Here is a 15,437-nt window from a genome sequence, read left to right on the forward strand (position 1 = left end):
GTTTTCAGAATGAATACTATCCCCCCTTGTTCAATGCGTGTGCCATTGAAGTTTTTCACCTTTTTGGTGTCAGTTTGTCAGGGATAGAGACCGTTGATCCTTGACAGTCTCCTCCAATTGTCACATCGAAGAAAAAAATATGTCGTAACTGTCAGGAATGAAGGCTTGTCATGCAACCTATAGGTGAGTTAGGGCATCTGAAAATTGATGGAAGTGTTTTTCAAATCGATGGATAATGAAAAATCCAAATGGCTTGGTGTGATCGCCTTAGGGTTATCTTGGACTTGGCTTGGTTCTTTGGTGTTACGAATAGCTGAGAATTGGATACTTTTTTCGGATTTCTTTCCTTTCCTCGTGCTCCAATCTAGGCAGGGAATCTTTTTCCTGATTGGATTCCTTTATTTTTAATGCATGAAGAATCATCTAATGCTACAGGATATTTTTATTTACCCGATCAAATCATTGGGTGGGATTAGGTTAGAGAAAGCCAAAGTGGAGGAGAAGGGTTTTCAGTATGACCGAAGATGGATGCTGGTGGATAGGTCCGGGAGGTTTGTTTCTCAACGGGAGATCTCTGTTTTGGCTTTGCTGCAGGTAGAGTTGCAGGAGGATGGGCTTTTGGTTTATGTGAAAAACGTTCCACACCGACAGCTTTTTATTCCATTTGAACTGTCAGAGGGCCCCGAGATTCCTGTGGTAATTTGGGACGATCAGGTAATTGGGAAGGTGGTTTCCGAATCGGTTGGAGTTTGGTTCAGTGATTTTCTCGGTTTCAAAGTAGAATTGGTGAAAATGCCGGAATCGACCCATCGCAAAGTCGATCCGCGTTACGCGATCAATGCCGAGTCGGTGAGTTTTGCCGATGGCATGCCTTATTTGATCATCGGCCAATCTTCCTTGGATGAACTTAATTCAAGATTAGCAACACCTGTTCCTATGAATCGCTTTCGTCCCAATTTGGTTTTTTCCGGAGGTGAGCCGTTTTTGGAAGACCGTCTGAGCAAAATTCGGATTGGATCGGTGGAGTTTCAGATTATCAAGCCCTGTGCCCGATGTGTGCTGACGACGGTAGATCAAGAAACTGGGGAAAAAGGTAAAGAGCCCCTGAAAACATTGTCCACTTACCGTACAGTCAATAATAAGGTCATGTTTGGCCAAAATGTGGTAGCCTTAGGTGGAGGAATGGTGAGCATTGGAGATGAATTGATTCCTTTGAATTAATCTTGACCAATTGGAAATTCAAAAGCCGGACTGATCCATCAGTCCGGCTTTTTCATGTAAGGTGGTAGTTTGATTAGAAGCTAAATCCAGTGGTGAGCTTGAAGAAGGAATCGTTGCCTTCGACCAAGTCAGTTCCGAAAGAGAATCTGGCAAATGGTCCGCCGGTAGGCTTGCTGAACTGAACGTATGGGCCAAGCCACTGGTACACATCTGTTGAAGATGTCACGTCCGATCCTCCAGAATTGATCAAATGCTCGTAATGCGCGCCGACTGAGAAAAATTGGCTAGCACGAACACCCAGGTTTAACCAGTAATGAACATAAGCCAAAGTGGTACCGTTGACAGGTGCTTCATTACGAAGCGGTGAGTAATATCCAAAGTAAAACTGTCCTTCCACTTTTTCCTTCAATAGGTTAACTGTCAAATTTGGAACGATACCGTCTCCAAAAATGGCAGGTCCTCTGGTGCCGGAGCTAAGCAAATTACCTCCCAAGAAGCCAATCTGTGGATTAATGGAAAGCCCTTCAGCGGCTTGGAAATTAGCTCCTAGACCAAACTCGGTCCAATTGCCCCAAGCGGCACCCGTGCCACCTCCCCAGTGAATTCCGTAAAATGTGAATTGAGCTTTGTCAGAGAATCCATACGAACCCTGAAAGGTAGGGTAAAATCCAAAGAACTGATCGGAGTTTAGCGCCACGGAGAAGTTAAACTGTTTTTCTTCTTGTGCTGAGGCATGATTTGCGATCAGGATCAATCCTAATGCTAGAATGAGGGTGGATAATAATCCGATTGGTTTGAGATTAAACAGGTTTTTCATGAAATGATGTTTTTTGGTTTGAAATAGGTTTATAAAGAATCAGATTTTAATTCAAATGATGTATTTCAATCAAAATCCAGTTCAAAGTAAAACCAAGTTTCTAAAGAAAAAACATTTTTATTGAAAAATTTGTAAAAAAACGCATCAATAATTATTGTTTTTGTAAATCATAAGCTTGATTTATGATTTTATCTGCTGTAAATGAAAAAAGGGGCTTTTGGCCCCTTTTGTCTCTATTCAAGTATTTATCAGTACTCTTTGACAGTTTGGATGAACACCTTGACCATTTCTGGGTCAATATCCGGGTAGACTCCATGGCCCAAATTGGCGATGTGTCTTGACCCTTTAAATTGATCCATCATCTCCATGGTGGCAGCTCTAACCTGATCGGGATTGCCATACAGGGCGGCAGGATCGAGATTTCCCTGTAAGGTTTTATTCGGCCCAATCAGCCTTCTGGATTCTTCGATCCCCATATTCCAGTCAAGTCCAATCGTCTCACAGTTGAGCTTTGACATTTCTTCTCTGGCAAAAAAGGCTCCTTTTGCAAATACCGTTACCGGCACTTCAGTAATCGCATCACAGATTTGAGAGATGTAATTCAGGGAAAATTCTTGATATTGATTTGGGCCCAAAATCCCCGCCCAGCTGTCAAATATCTGTACCAAGTCAGCACCGGCACGAATCTGAGCTTTCAGGTAATTGATTGTGGAGTCGGTGATCAGCTGAAGGAGTTTGTGGGAAAAAACAGGTTCCCGATACAGCATTTCTCTAGACTTGGAGAAAGTTTTGCTACCGCTGCCTTCGACCATGTAGGCAAAAATCGTCCATGGCGCACCTGCAAAGCCGATCAGAGGTACCCGACCGTTGAGGTTTTTCTTAGTGATATGAATTGCATCAATGACGTACTTGAGGTCATTGTCTCCATCTGCCACACGGAGTTTTTTCAGATCAGCCTCTGAACGTACAGTTTGTGGGAACCAAGGCCCACGCTTTTCGACCATCTCGTAAGGCAAACCCATCGCTTCTGGAATCACCAGGATATCCGAAAAAATAATGGCTGCATCTACTCCCAAAATGTCTACAGGCTGAATGGTGACCTCAGCGGCGAGCTCAGGAGTTTGAGCCAATTCTATAAATCCACTGACTGATTCACGGACTGCACGGTATTCAGGAAGGATTCGGCCTGCTTGGCGCATCAGCCATACGGGCGTTCGTTCGGTCTTTTCACCTCTTGCTGCTCGCAGCAGCAGATCGTTTTGGAGTTGCATGGCGCAAAGATAGGTTCGGAATTTTATTTGGGAAGGATAAAATCACACATAAAAAAAAACAGAGCCTTCATTCTGGGGCTCTGTTTGTGTAGGATTTTAGAAATTACTTAATCTCTAGGCTTGATCTGAGCATTTAGAAAGTCCTTTTCTTCAATGCTAAGCATTTTGGTGACCGCCTCGTAGTCAGTCCAATCGATTCGGGAGCCTGCAAAATCTCCAGGTACTACTACAATTCTAAATCGCTGACCTCTAGTCCAGTCTGCACTCAGGGTTTTGTAATCAATTGGGCCATCCAGAAAGAGACGAAAATCGTTCCTAGTGAAGTCATAATTGTACATCAAGACTCCTTCATTGAAAAATACAGTTTGGGGAAGTGCTCTCCAAATTGGCGTTGATCCGTTTGTTTCCCATCTGATAAATGCCAATACCACATCGCTTTCTACAATTCGGGGATTGAAGTCAAAGACACGCTCAAATTTATTGGCTTCTGTAAAGTCTACGTTTACTTCAAATACTTCGCTGACGACGTTGACTCCTGGCTGACCCTGTGGGCCTTGTGGACCTTCAGGGCCGATTGGACCCATCGGGCCTTCGCAGGATTGAAATGCCACCAAGGCAAGCAGCCCCAAAATTGCGGTTATCTTTTTCATAGTTGAGTTGGTTTATGTAAGCTTTCCACGGCATGGATCGTGCCAAGGTTGGGAGAAAAATTAAGCTATTTTATGGGTGCAATAACATGCACCTCAGATTCACTGATAATCTTATCGATAAAAATTCCACTCAACACAAACTTGTTCTCTTGTGCAAATTCTTCCAGTTTAGTTTTGACTTTATTGGGGCCGGGCATGACCCACTTATTAGCGTTCACTTTTGCTAGCAGGTACTTTTTTTCAGAAAAGGATTTAGACTCCAAATCTCCGGTAGCAAAAGGTAGATTGAGCCCTACAAAGACCTTCATCGTATCCAATTTTCCCGCAGGCTCGATGTAGTAAATGGTGTGAATCTTTGATCCCGGATTTAGTGACTGCTGGGTTTCGATGGCTCTGAAATTCTCCTCCAGTCGTCTGTCCTGAGGGATTCCGACAAACGTTTTCCCCGCTAAAGTTTCCGGGCTTTGGTTGATCAAGGTGACTTCAATGGGATTATTTCCCCCCAATTGAATGAAGAAGTAATAGCCAATAGCAATGATCACAAGTAGGATAATTGCTGCAATACCTAGCTTTTTCATCGATTAGAATAAATATCGGATTCCAATTCCTCCCTGCCCCTTGAAATTAATTCGGTCGATCAATTCTAAAAACACACCAACCTCAGCAAAAATGCTTATGGGTGCTTCATCGAAGTAATATTCTGCACCGCCAAAAGCCTCGGGTCCGATGTCCAAATTGGTTCTTCTTTCGGATAAGGCAGTTTGAAGAGAACTCTGGCTAGACTGCCTGAAGTAGGAGTAGTTTACATTGGAAGTTCGCAGCTGAGCACCTACACCTGCATAGCCCAAGAGATACCCTTCGGTGATTTCAAACATATCGGTAATGTCTTCATGGAGCGCCATTCGAAAATTAAGTGCAACGCCCCGGCTGGCTGAATGACCAAGATAAAAAGCATTGGATGAAGGAGGATTGTTTTCGAAAGATCGCTGGTAATAGTCCTTTCCATTTACGCTTCCTCCTCCAACCATCACTTCAAAGGATAGGTAATCATCCAAAAAGTCTTTGTAAGTGAGTGAAAAAGGTTCTCCCAGTCGAACTCCGGCTCCTCTTTCCTGAGCAAATCCGATCATCGGGATCAATAAGAAGCCTAGCAGAAATTTGAGTTTCATAAGCGTTGGTTTAGTGATAGAAATTAAATGGCCATCATCTTCAGCTGCATCTGATGGAGCTGGGTGTAGTATCCGCCTTTTTCCAAAAGCGATTCATGGGTGCCAGTTTCTACGATTTCTCCTTTATGAAGGACTAAAATTTGATCTGCTTTTTGAATGGTGGATAGCCTGTGGGCGATCACGATGGAGGTTCTTCCTTGCATCATCTTCTCGATCGACTCTTGGATCAGCTCCTCTGTTTCCGTATCTACCGAAGAAGTCGCCTCATCCAAAATCAGAATTTCCGGGTTATACACCATCGCTCTTACGAAGGAAATCAACTGTCGCTGTCCTACGGATAGTGTCGCTCCACGCTCCATGACATTGTAGTCCAGACCTCCGGGGAGTTTTTCGATAAATTTTCTGGCGCCTACCAGTTCGGCAGCTTCCATCACCTGTTCTTTGGAGATCGATGGATTACCAAGGGTGATGTTGTGATAGATGCTGTTGGAGAAAAGAAAAACGTCCTGAAGTACCACGCCGATATGTTTTCTCAAAGCTCCAAGTTCAAACTCGCGGATATCTGTCCCATCCACATAGATGTGGCCTTTGTTGATTTCGTAGAATCTTGAAATTAGGTTGATGATGGAGGATTTGCCAGCCCCGGTAGCTCCTACCAAGGCAATGGTCTGTCCTTTTTTGACTTCAAAGCTGATGTCTTTGAGTACATATTCCTCGTCATTGTAGGCAAACCAGACATTTTCGAGCTTGATGTTTCCCTGGATTTTTTCCGGTTTGAAGCTGCCTTCATTGGCAATGTGCTCGGTGGAGGCAAGTAGTTTGAAAATTCGGGAAGAGCTTACCACCCCCATTTGGAGGGTGTTGAATCGGTCTGCAATCATTCGGATTGGACGGAAAAAGAGCTGCAGGTACATGATGAAGGAAATCAAAATCCCGATCTGTAGATCCATTCCCAATACACCTACCGCGCCATACCACACGACTAATCCTATTCCGATGGCTTGGATAATTTCAGCTACCGGAAAGTAAACTGAATAGTAAAGGACCGAGCGAATGTGTGCCGCACTGTGTTCTTTGTTGATTTCTTTGAATTTTTCGTATTCGCGCTGCTCTCGGTTGAAAATCTGCACGATGTTCATCCCGGTGATGTGCTCCTGCAAAAAGGAATTCAGATTGGAGACGGCGTTTCGTACATCATTGAAGGTGACTTTGATTTTTTCTTTGAAGACATACGTCGAAATGATCATCAGCGGAAGCGTGCTCAGACTGACCAAGGTCAACTTCCAGTCGATGTAAAACATTACTCCCAAGATCGTGACGATCTGCAGCAAATCTCCAATGATCGCAGCAAGCCCTTCGCTGAATACATCTGCCAAAGTTTCGATGTCGGAGACGTTTCTGGTGACCAATCGACCAATAGGAGTATTGTCAAAAAACTTCAGTCGAAGCTTGAGGAGGTGCCTGTAAAGTCGCGTTCGGATGTCTTTGATGATTACCTGACCGATCCATCCCGAATAGTAAGTATGTGCCCATTGGGCAACGGATTGCACGATCATGAGACCTACCAACAGGTAAATGATCCGCAATAGCCCATCCACATCCCCAACTGCTACATATTCATCGATAGCAATTTGGATGTAATAGGGCCGGGTGGGAGCCAAAATCGCCAAGGCAATGGTGAGAAAGACCAAAAAGTAGAATTGGGCTTGATAGGGCTTCACAAAGGTGTAAAGCTGTCTCAAGACTTTCATGTCTATAATTTCCCCGGAGGACTCTTTTTCTTTTTCTAAGCTCAAAGCCTGATTAGTCTAGGTAAATGTCTGTTGGATATTCGATTTGGCTTAAAAATAAGCCTTTTGCAGAAGCTGCTTTTCCAGCCTGAGTTCGGTCTTTGGAAAGGATAATTCGATCTAAATCTTCCACCTGCTTATGACCAAAGCCAATCTCCAGCAAAGTACCTACAATTGCCCGTACCATCCCACGCAAAAATCGATTTGCGGTAATATGAAATAACAATTGGTCGTCTTTTTGTTCCCACCGCGCTTCATAAATCTTGCAGCGGAAATGGTTGACTTCCGTGTGGACCTTGCTGAAGCATTCAAAATCTTCGTGTTGGAGTAGGATTTGAGCCGCTTCGTTCATTTTTTCCACATCAGGATGGTGAAAAAGCTGCCAAGCCAAACCTTCCAAGAATGGGTTTTTGGTAAATGTGATCCGGTAGAAGTAGGATCTTTTGATGGCATCAAATCGGGCGTGCGCATCTGGTTTAACCCTCCTGACGGAATGGATAGCAATCTCTTTGGGAAGGATGGCATTGATGGCTTTCAGGAAATTGTCTCCAAGGACTTGATTCTTCATATCAAAATGGCAGACCTGCATACTGGCATGCACACCAGTGTCTGTCCTCCCGCTTCCCATGATGAAAATGGGTTCGCGGAAATAGGTGCTGAGCGCTTTTTCAAGGCATTCCTGAACGGTAAAGGCATTTTGCTGGATTTGCCATCCGTGAAATGGACCTCCATGGTAGCTGAGTTCCAGAAAATAGCGGTTTGTCGTCTCGTTCATGCCGCCGCAAAGATACTATTCCCAATCAATTCGACCGTGGAGATTTGTTTTCTTGATATTCCGAGGGGAAGGCTTTTTCTTTGCCCAAAATTTAATCCAACATGATTCAGCGCGTACAAACCATATTTCTTTTCCTTGTTGCCGTGGCCATGGGCGTGACCATAGGTACAGAGCTTTGGAACCAAACCGGCGGAACCCAAAGTGATACCTGGAACCTGACTGCTTTTACACTCAGCAACCTCGATGCAAACGGTGAAGTAATTCAATCCTCCTCCAAGTGGTACCTGGGAGCTTTGGCAGCTTTTGCTGGGCTTTTGGCTATGATTTCTATCTTTCAATACCGAACTCGTTCCCGACAAATGCTACTCAACATGATCAACTCTTTGGTGATGGTATCTTTGGTAGCAGCGACTTTCTTGACTACAAATGGAATTAATTCTGCGATTCAAGCAAAAGAAGGGGGAAGCTACGAGATCGGATTTTGGTCAATTTTGGTGGCCATGGTCATGAATATGCTGGCTAACCGATTTATCAAAAAAGACGAAGCTCTAGTCCGATCGGTAGATCGGATCAGATAAGAATCCAGCCTGGCCTTACCGCCGGGCTTTTTTGTTTTCCTTTTGTGAGCAAATACCTTCTTTACTGAATCAGTCTTTTCTACCTTGTGATCAGAGAAAATTCCTCTTTTATGAAATTCGAAACACTAACCATCCATAAAGGCAATCAAATCACCGACAAAAATTGTCCGGTGGTGCAGCCAATCACCCTGAGTACGACCTTTGAACATGGAAACGAAGGGGGAGTGCTGTATACCCGAGCAAGCAATCCTAACCGAAATTCACTGGAGGAAGTACTTGCTGCGATGGAAAAGGGAGCGGATGCAGCGGCGTTTTCCTCAGGAAATGCGGCAGGAACAGCGGTTTACCAAGCGCTTGAGCCAGGTTCGCACATTGTGGCACCGGATGACATGTACCACGGCTTACACAATTCCATGATACAGCTTTTTGCAGGAGTATTGGAAGTGACCTTCGTGGATATGAGTGATCTGGAGGCAGTCAAAAATGCCATCCGTCCCAATACCAAGCTTTTTTGGGTTGAATCACCATCCAATCCTCTTCTGAAGATCACCGATATCCGAGCCATTGCCCAGCTGGCAAAAGCACAAGGTGCAATTATGGCTTGTGACAACACGTTTGCCACTCCTGTATTTCAGAATCCTTTGGACTTGGGTGCAGATATCGTGATGCACAGCAGTACCAAGTATTTTGGAGGTCATTCTGACATTTTGGGAGGCGCCTTGATTACCAAGGAGAAGAATACTTTTTGGGATAAAATCCGCACAGTTCAGCGGGTAGGTGGAGCTGTTCCTTCTCCTGCCGATTGCTATTGGTTGACACGAAGTATCCGTACACTGGCCTATCGGATGAAAGGCCATGCTGAGCATGCAATGATCTTGGCGGAGTTTCTACTCAACCATCCCGGAGTGGAAAAAGTCTATTATCCCGGCTTAAAATCTCATCCCGGACATGCCATTGCTGCCAGCCAAATGAGCGGTTTTGGGGGAATGGTTTCATTTACCGTAAAAGGCAGTGCCGAAGATGCCGATCGTGTGGTGTCAAAACTCAAGTATTTTATAAATGCGACTAGTCTTGGCGGAGTAGAGAGCTTGATCGAGCGAAGAGCAGCTGTCGAAGGTCCTAATACTTTGACTCCTCAAAACTTGCTTCGGGTGTCTGTCGGCTTGGAGCATACAGATGATTTACTGGAGGATATGGATCAAGCCTTGAGATAAGAAAAAGTATTTTTGATTTACGAGTGACGATTGACGACACCCAAAGTGGGGTTGAGTTTTTCTACAAAATGAACACTAACATGAACATGTTGTATTTACGATTTACGAGTGACGATTTACGACATTTAAAGTGGGCTTGAGTTTTTCTAAAAAATGAGCCCCTAACATGTCATATTTACGATTTCAGAATGAAGATTTACGGCATTTAAAGTAGGCTTGACTTTTTATTCAAAGACATAGATTTTTTTGAGTCGAGGCGAAGAACACCGAACACCGAACTTCGAATTTTGAACAAAAAAAAGGTCCTGATAGAAACTCAGGACCTTTTTGCTTATTTGTACACTTCGACAGGCCAGCTGTCATTGCCGAGGTTGATGTCGGTCATGACTTTGTCTGGGTCGATCACGACTGACTTCAGCTTCTTGGAGGTTTTGTGCAGATAGCCCCAAGTGTCTCCTCTTTGCCAGATTTCCACGGGAAGTTTCACTCGCTCTTTGGAGTCATCTTCATAAGTCATCTCCAAAATCACCGGCATAGGGAAGTCACCTTTATTGACCAGATTCACCAGGTAGTTGCCGCCGTATGGCTGTACAGAGTTGATTCCTAGGTCAATGTTTCCATTTCCATAAAACCAGCCTTTCCAAAACCATGAAAGGTTTTCCCCAGCTACATTTTCCATGTGATTGAAGAAATCAGCCGGTTGCGGATGCTTATAAGCCCATGTTTTGATGTAAGATCGGAACGCGTTATCAAATCGCTCGGTGCCTAGAATGTATTCTCTCAGCATCACTAGGCCTATAGCAGGCTTCATGTAGGCTACCATTCCCAGATTTCTTAGGTCTGTTACATCCGGATAGTTGTCGATTCCTTCGCGGCTTTCGCTTGTGAAATAGGTGTTAAATCTTCTTGTTTGGTTCAATGTGGATGGATACTCTCCGTTATTGAAGGCATTGGAGCTGTAGTGGTTAATAAAGGTGTTGAAGCCTTCATCCATCCATGCGTACCGTCGCTCGTTGGTTCCCACGATCATCGGAAACCAGTTGTGACCAAATTCATGATCTGTCACTCCCCAAAGGGAAGCTCCTTTAGAATTGTAGTGGCAGAAGTTTAACCCCGGATATTCCATGCCTCCAATTTCAGCAGCCACGTTGCTGGCTGTTTCGTAAGGGAATTCAAACCACTCCTTGCTGTAGTATTCGATGGATGCTTTGCTGTATTCGGTAGATCGGTACCAAGCCTCTTTGCCGTTGCTTTCCATTGGGTAAACGGACTGTGCAAGGGCTTTCTTTCCGCTTGGAAGATTGATTCTAGCAGCATCCCAGATGAAGGAGTCGGAGGTGGCAAAGGCCACATCACGGGCATTTTGGATACGGAAATGCCAAGTCACGGTTCCGCTCTGTTTAGGACGGGTGATTTGGGTGTTTTTGATTTCTTCTGGAGAAACCAAATAAACGGTTTCTTCACTTTGAGCAGCTTTAGCATAGCGGGTTTGGAGTTCTTTGGAAAGAACTTCAATCGGGTTCATCAGTTTGCCAGAGCCCACCACAATGTGGTTGTAAGGTACGGTCACTTTGTAGTCGAAATTGCCGTATTCGAGATAGAATTCCCCAGCGCCCAAGTAAGGCTCCACATTCCAACCTTCGGTCTCATCAAAAACCGCCACTTTGGGGTACCACTGTGCAAAGGCATAAATCCATCCGTCTTTCACTTTCAGTCGTCCCATTCGGTCCATGCCTTTATGAGGCACTTTGAAAGAAAAATCCATGGAAACGCTCGCCTTTCCACCTTTTGCAGGGATCGGTTCGGCAAACCATACTTGCATCCGGGTGTCTTCGATCAAGTGCTTAGATGATGCTATTCCTTTCACCCCGACTTTGGATGATACATTACTGATGTTGTAGCCTCCGTCGATGTCTCCATTGTATCTGTTGCCTTGAACAGGAGTGGTCAAAGTGCCACGGGAAGTAGGAGTGAAGCGATTTTGCTCGAGCTGAAGCCAGATGAAATCGAGTGATTCCGGGCTGTTGTTGGTGTAGGTGATGGTGACCTTACCGGAAAGTGTGTGACTGGCTTCATCGAGTGAAACCTCGATTTGATAGTCGGCGGCATTTTGCCAGTAAGCTTCTCCGGGTTTGCCGGAGGCGGTGCGATAGCTGTTTCCTTTTCGGTCCATAAACTCCGAAAAGTCCTTCTGATTATTGTCTTTCCCTTGCTGCGAAAAAGCAGGAAAAGATGCTGTCAGAATAAAAATGGACAAAAGTCCACCAAGCAGGGTTAGTTTCTTCATGGTTCGTTTCTATTTCGGCTCAAAATAGGGACAAATGTGCTTTTGGCGAATTTTTTTTATGCAGACTCACAGACTTTAACCTTTTTCGAATCGGTTAGATTTTTGTTTCCTGCGAAAAAACACCTTTACCTTTGGGTCAAATAAACCAACTATCTCAATGAAAAAAGCACTTTTACTTTTAGGTCTATTTGCGTTTTCGCTGCGGTTGCATGCCCAAACAGATACTACTAGCCAAAAATTGGATGAGGTGCTCATCCAAGAAAACCGGATTCAGATTCCTTTTTCCAAGCAAAGCAGGAATATCTCTGTCGTTGATCGGAAGCAGATCGAAGTCACTCCGGCTAGGAGCCTTCAGGAAGTGTTGAGTTTTGTGCCTGGAGTAGATGTCCGTCAGCGTGGCGTCACGGGAGTGCAGGCGGATATTGGCATCCGAGGTGGTTCCTTTGAGCAGACGCTCATGCTACTCAACGGGATCAAGCTTACCGATCCTCAGACTGGCCACCATATGATGAATATTCCTGTGCCTTTGGTCAATATTGATCGCGTGGAGGTGCTGAAAGGACCTGCTTCGCGAATTTTTGGCCAAAATGCTTACACGGGAGCGGTCAATGTCATCACCCGACTCAGTGATCAGCGAAGCCTGAGAGTCCAAGGGTATGCTGGTGATTTTGGGATGAAAGGGGTCAATTTTGCAGGTTCACTCCCCGCCGGAAAGTACCGTCAAAATGTGGCCGTCTCCTACGATGATTCGAATGGCCACTGGTACAACTCAGATTATAAAGTCAGCAATATCTTCTACGAAGGTGGTGTCCAGCTCAATCAAGCCCATGAACTCCGAGGAATGGTGGCTTACACTGATCGGACTTTTGGCGCCAATGGGTTTTATACCTCCGCATTTCCGGATCAGTGGGAAAGCATTCAGACCTCTCTTGGCTCGCTTTCGCACACTTATTCCAAAAACCGGCTTTACCTCAATACACGGGCGTATTGGAGGAGAAATGAGGATGAGTTTCGATTGAGAAGAAATGAGCCTTCGTTTTTTCAGAATATCCATACCTCGGATGTCCTAGCCATCGAGTCCAATGGTAGCTACAAAAGCAAACTGGGAACCACCGGATTTGGGATCGAGGGCCGAAAGGAATCCATCGAATCTTCCAACCTTGGAAATCATGAGCGGGAGCTAGTTGGGCTTTTCTTGGAGCAGTTGGTCAATCTTGGAGAAAAAACTGACATCCGGGCGGGACTTTACTCCAATTACTATTCGGAATATGGATGGAAGCATTTCCCAGGAGCAGAAATTGGGTTTCAGGCGACTCCCTCCATTAGATTATATTCAGGAATAGGTTCCAGCTATCGTATTCCGACTTACACCGACTTATACTATCGTGGCCCGACCAATATCGGAAATGCCAATTTGACACCGGAACAGGCACTTTCATTCGAGTTTGGTGGAAAATGGACCAAAGAAAACTGGCGGGGAGAGTTGGTTTATTTCAACCGAACCAGTCAAAATCTGATCGAGTGGACCAGAACTTCTTCTACGCAGCCTTGGCAACCACAAAACTTCAACGAGGTGATCTTTAACGGGGTGGAGGCTTCGGCTTATTACCAAGTGAATCCCACGGGGAAGGCGGTTCAGGTCAAGGAATTGATGCTTTCTTACAATTTCATTGATGCGGAATTTGTAGCAACACCGGGATTGGAATCCCGCTATGCGCTTACTGCCCTGCGGAATCAGCTGATAGGAGGTGTATTGGTAGGATTTGGAAAAAAGGTGGAATGGAACACCAAAATGCGCTATGTGGAGCGAATCAGCATGGATCCATACTTCTTGCTTGACATGCGGGTGGATTACAACAGGCTTGGCAAACTCGGATTCTTTGCAGAGGCTTCCAATGTCACCAATGCTGATTACATCGAGGCTGGAACGGTGCAGATGCCCGGAAGATGGTTTAGAGCAGGGTTTATGGTGAATTTGGAGTAGGATTTACTTTTTTTAATTCATTTTCAGAGTATTGAAAAATTGGACAGAAAAAAAGTGAGTGTCACTATTGCATCAAATGTGATTCAGATTACCTTTGCATTCCCTTTCGCAAGGAAAGGAAATCGGAAGTTTAGCTCAGCTGGTTCAGAGCATCTGCCTTACAAGCAGAGGGTCGGGGGTTCGAATCCCTCAACTTCCACTTCTTAAAATAATTCGAAAACATTTCGGAAGTTTAGCTCAGCTGGTTCAGAGCATCCCGATTACATCGGGAGAGTCGGGGTAAAGAATCCGATTAGAACCAAAAAATATTGGAAGTTTAGCTCAGTTGGTTCAGAGCATCTGCCTTACAAGCAGAGGGTCGGGGGTTCGAATCCCTCAACTTCCACATCAAGCCTTAGATCAACTCTGGGGCTTTTTTTATTTTTAATCATTCCGTGTTATTTCTACATAATTTTTTCTAAGTCAAAAGACAGATTCTACATTGGTCATACATGTGAAGATTTAACAGAGCGACTTCGAAAACACAATTCCAACCATAAAGGCTTTACAGGGGGGGTATCAGATTGGGAAGTTCTTTATTTCGAAGCGTATTCGAAAAAAACAGACGCTTATCAACGAGAAAGAGAAGTGAAATCATGGAAATCACGGAAAAAGATAGAGGATTTGATTTCAAAATAAAGTTTAGCTCAGCTGGGTCAGTGCATCCCGTCCCGATAATTATCGGGAAATCGGGAGGGTCGGGGGTTCTCCCGAAAGCTTTCGGGATCAACTTCCACATCAAGCCTTAGATCAACTCTGGGGCTTTTTTTATTTTTAATCATTCCGTGTTATTTCTACATAATTTTTTCTAAGTCAAAAGACAGATTCTACATTGGTCATACATGTGAAGATTTAACAGAGCGACTTCGAAAACACAATTCCAACCATAAAGGCTTTACAGGGGGGGTATCAGATTGGGAAGTTCTTTATTTCGAAGCGTATTCGAAAAAAACAGACGCTTATCAACGAGAAAGAGAAGTGAAATCATGGAAATCACGGAAAAAGATAGAGTATTTGATTTTAAAATAAAGTTTAGCTTAGCTGGTTCAGTGCATCCCGTCCCGATAATTATCGGGAAATCGGGAGGGTCGGGGGTTCTCCCGAAAGCTTTCGGGATCAACTTCCACATCAAGCCCAAGATCAAATCTTGGGCTTTTTTTATTTTTAATCATGCCGTGTTATTTCTACATACTTTTTTCTGAGGCAAAAAACAGATTCTACATTGGTCATACATGTGAAGGATTGGCCGAACGATTTAGAAAACATAATTCGAATCATAAAGGCTTTACAGGCGGATTGGTGGGGTTCTCCCGAAAGCAGGTTGTGTTCAACTTCCGCAGCAAGCCTCAGATTTTTCTGGGGCTTTTTTATTTTCACTAATAGTGGCGTGTTTTTTCTAAAAACTCCTTTCAGAGTCAAAAGACCGGTTTCAAATCTGGTATACCTACCTGTGAAGAATAAACTGAATGGCTGTCCCATTCATAAAAGGAGGTTATGTAACAGTTAAATCTTTTTTCTTGTACAGGGTAAAAATATGGCTAGCTAATTCTGAAAATTATAGCAGGATTAATTTTAAGTCCACTTTTTAGGAATACAAATCAGGTTTTGAGAGGAGTAGATTTGTCGATTCTTTAGACTTTGC

General features: G+C 44.3%; 15 protein-coding genes and 2 tRNA genes. 9 read left to right on the top strand and 8 right to left on the bottom strand.

All coding sequences use genetic code 11. The features are described from left to right. The first annotated feature begins 411 nt into the window (after positions 1-411). Positions 412-1,221: an MOSC domain-containing protein gene (locus ACFPIK_RS15305; RefSeq protein ID WP_377916810.1), complete on the top strand. Its 810-nt coding sequence runs from the start codon at positions 412-414 to the stop codon at positions 1,219-1,221. A 73-nt stretch (positions 1,222-1,294) separates the two neighbouring features. On the opposite strand, the gene ACFPIK_RS15310 is transcribed toward ACFPIK_RS15305, so the two are convergent. The 7 genes from ACFPIK_RS15310 to truA form a co-directional block, all read right to left on the bottom strand. Beyond that, on the bottom strand, positions 1,295-2,038 hold the full coding sequence (locus tag ACFPIK_RS15310) for a DUF6733 family protein (protein WP_377916812.1): 744 nt from the start codon (positions 2,036-2,038) through the stop codon (positions 1,295-1,297). Positions 2,039-2,286: 248 nt separating this feature from the next. Beyond that, entirely contained in the window at positions 2,287-3,309 is a 1,023-nt protein-coding gene (gene hemE / locus ACFPIK_RS15315; RefSeq protein WP_377916814.1) for a uroporphyrinogen decarboxylase, read from the bottom strand. A gap of 107 nt (positions 3,310-3,416) precedes the next feature. Next, positions 3,417-3,959 carry a hypothetical protein gene (locus ACFPIK_RS15320; RefSeq protein WP_377916816.1) on the bottom strand — a complete coding sequence of 181 codons (543 nt, stop codon included), beginning with the start codon at positions 3,957-3,959 and terminating at the stop codon, positions 3,417-3,419. 65 nt (positions 3,960-4,024) lie between these two features. Continuing rightward, positions 4,025-4,537 (bottom strand): hypothetical protein, encoded by a 513-nt coding sequence (locus ACFPIK_RS15325; protein ID WP_377916818.1) that lies wholly within the window; start codon positions 4,535-4,537, stop codon positions 4,025-4,027. 3 nt (positions 4,538-4,540) lie between these two features. After that, the gene (locus ACFPIK_RS15330) at positions 4,541-5,128 is read right to left on the bottom strand and encodes a hypothetical protein (protein WP_377916820.1); all 588 of its coding nucleotides are present in this window, start codon (positions 5,126-5,128) and stop codon (positions 4,541-4,543) included. A gap of 23 nt (positions 5,129-5,151) precedes the next feature. Next, on the bottom strand, positions 5,152-6,924 hold the full coding sequence (locus tag ACFPIK_RS15335; RefSeq protein WP_377916822.1) for an ABC transporter ATP-binding protein: 1,773 nt from the start codon (positions 6,922-6,924) through the stop codon (positions 5,152-5,154). Between the two features lie 7 nt (positions 6,925-6,931). Beyond that, entirely contained in the window at positions 6,932-7,693 is a 762-nt protein-coding gene (truA, locus tag ACFPIK_RS15340) for a tRNA pseudouridine(38-40) synthase TruA (RefSeq protein WP_377916824.1), read from the bottom strand. A gap of 101 nt (positions 7,694-7,794) precedes the next feature. On the opposite strand from truA, the gene ACFPIK_RS15345 reads away from it, so the two are divergent. Beyond that, on the top strand, positions 7,795-8,271 hold the full coding sequence (locus tag ACFPIK_RS15345; protein WP_377916826.1) for a DUF4293 domain-containing protein: 477 nt from the start codon (positions 7,795-7,797) through the stop codon (positions 8,269-8,271). Positions 8,272-8,381: 110 nt separating this feature from the next. After that, positions 8,382-9,485, top strand: a complete 1,104-nt coding sequence (locus ACFPIK_RS15350) for a trans-sulfuration enzyme family protein (protein ID WP_377916828.1) — start codon at positions 8,382-8,384, stop codon at positions 9,483-9,485. 331 nt (positions 9,486-9,816) lie between these two features. Here ACFPIK_RS15350 and ACFPIK_RS15355 read toward each other — a convergent pair whose 3' ends face one another. After that, positions 9,817-11,772: a M1 family metallopeptidase gene (locus ACFPIK_RS15355; RefSeq protein ID WP_377916830.1), complete on the bottom strand. Its 1,956-nt coding sequence runs from the start codon at positions 11,770-11,772 to the stop codon at positions 9,817-9,819. Positions 11,773-11,929: 157 nt separating this feature from the next. On the opposite strand from ACFPIK_RS15355, the gene ACFPIK_RS15360 reads away from it, so the two are divergent. From ACFPIK_RS15360 to ACFPIK_RS15385, 6 genes are all read left to right on the top strand, one after another. Continuing rightward, positions 11,930-13,756 (top strand): TonB-dependent receptor, encoded by a 1,827-nt coding sequence (locus tag ACFPIK_RS15360; protein WP_377916832.1) that lies wholly within the window; start codon positions 11,930-11,932, stop codon positions 13,754-13,756. A gap of 124 nt (positions 13,757-13,880) precedes the next feature. Continuing rightward, positions 13,881-13,955, top strand: a tRNA-Val gene (locus ACFPIK_RS15365). A gap of 111 nt (positions 13,956-14,066) precedes the next feature. Beyond that, a tRNA-Val gene (locus ACFPIK_RS15370) sits at positions 14,067-14,141 on the top strand. Between the two features lie 62 nt (positions 14,142-14,203). Beyond that, the gene (locus ACFPIK_RS15375) at positions 14,204-14,434 is read left to right on the top strand and encodes a GIY-YIG nuclease family protein (protein ID WP_377916868.1); all 231 of its coding nucleotides are present in this window, start codon (positions 14,204-14,206) and stop codon (positions 14,432-14,434) included. A 159-nt stretch (positions 14,435-14,593) separates the two neighbouring features. Beyond that, positions 14,594-14,824, top strand: coding sequence for a GIY-YIG nuclease family protein (locus ACFPIK_RS15380; RefSeq protein ID WP_377916870.1), 231 nt, complete (start codon positions 14,594-14,596; stop codon positions 14,822-14,824). A 141-nt stretch (positions 14,825-14,965) separates the two neighbouring features. Next, the gene (locus ACFPIK_RS15385) at positions 14,966-15,175 is read left to right on the top strand and encodes a GIY-YIG nuclease family protein (RefSeq protein ID WP_377916834.1); all 210 of its coding nucleotides are present in this window, start codon (positions 14,966-14,968) and stop codon (positions 15,173-15,175) included. The last annotated feature ends 262 nt before the right edge of the window (positions 15,176-15,437 follow it).

The organism is Algoriphagus aquatilis (assembly GCF_042657405.1).
Lineage (GTDB): Bacteria > Bacteroidota > Bacteroidia > Cytophagales > Cyclobacteriaceae > Algoriphagus > Algoriphagus aquatilis.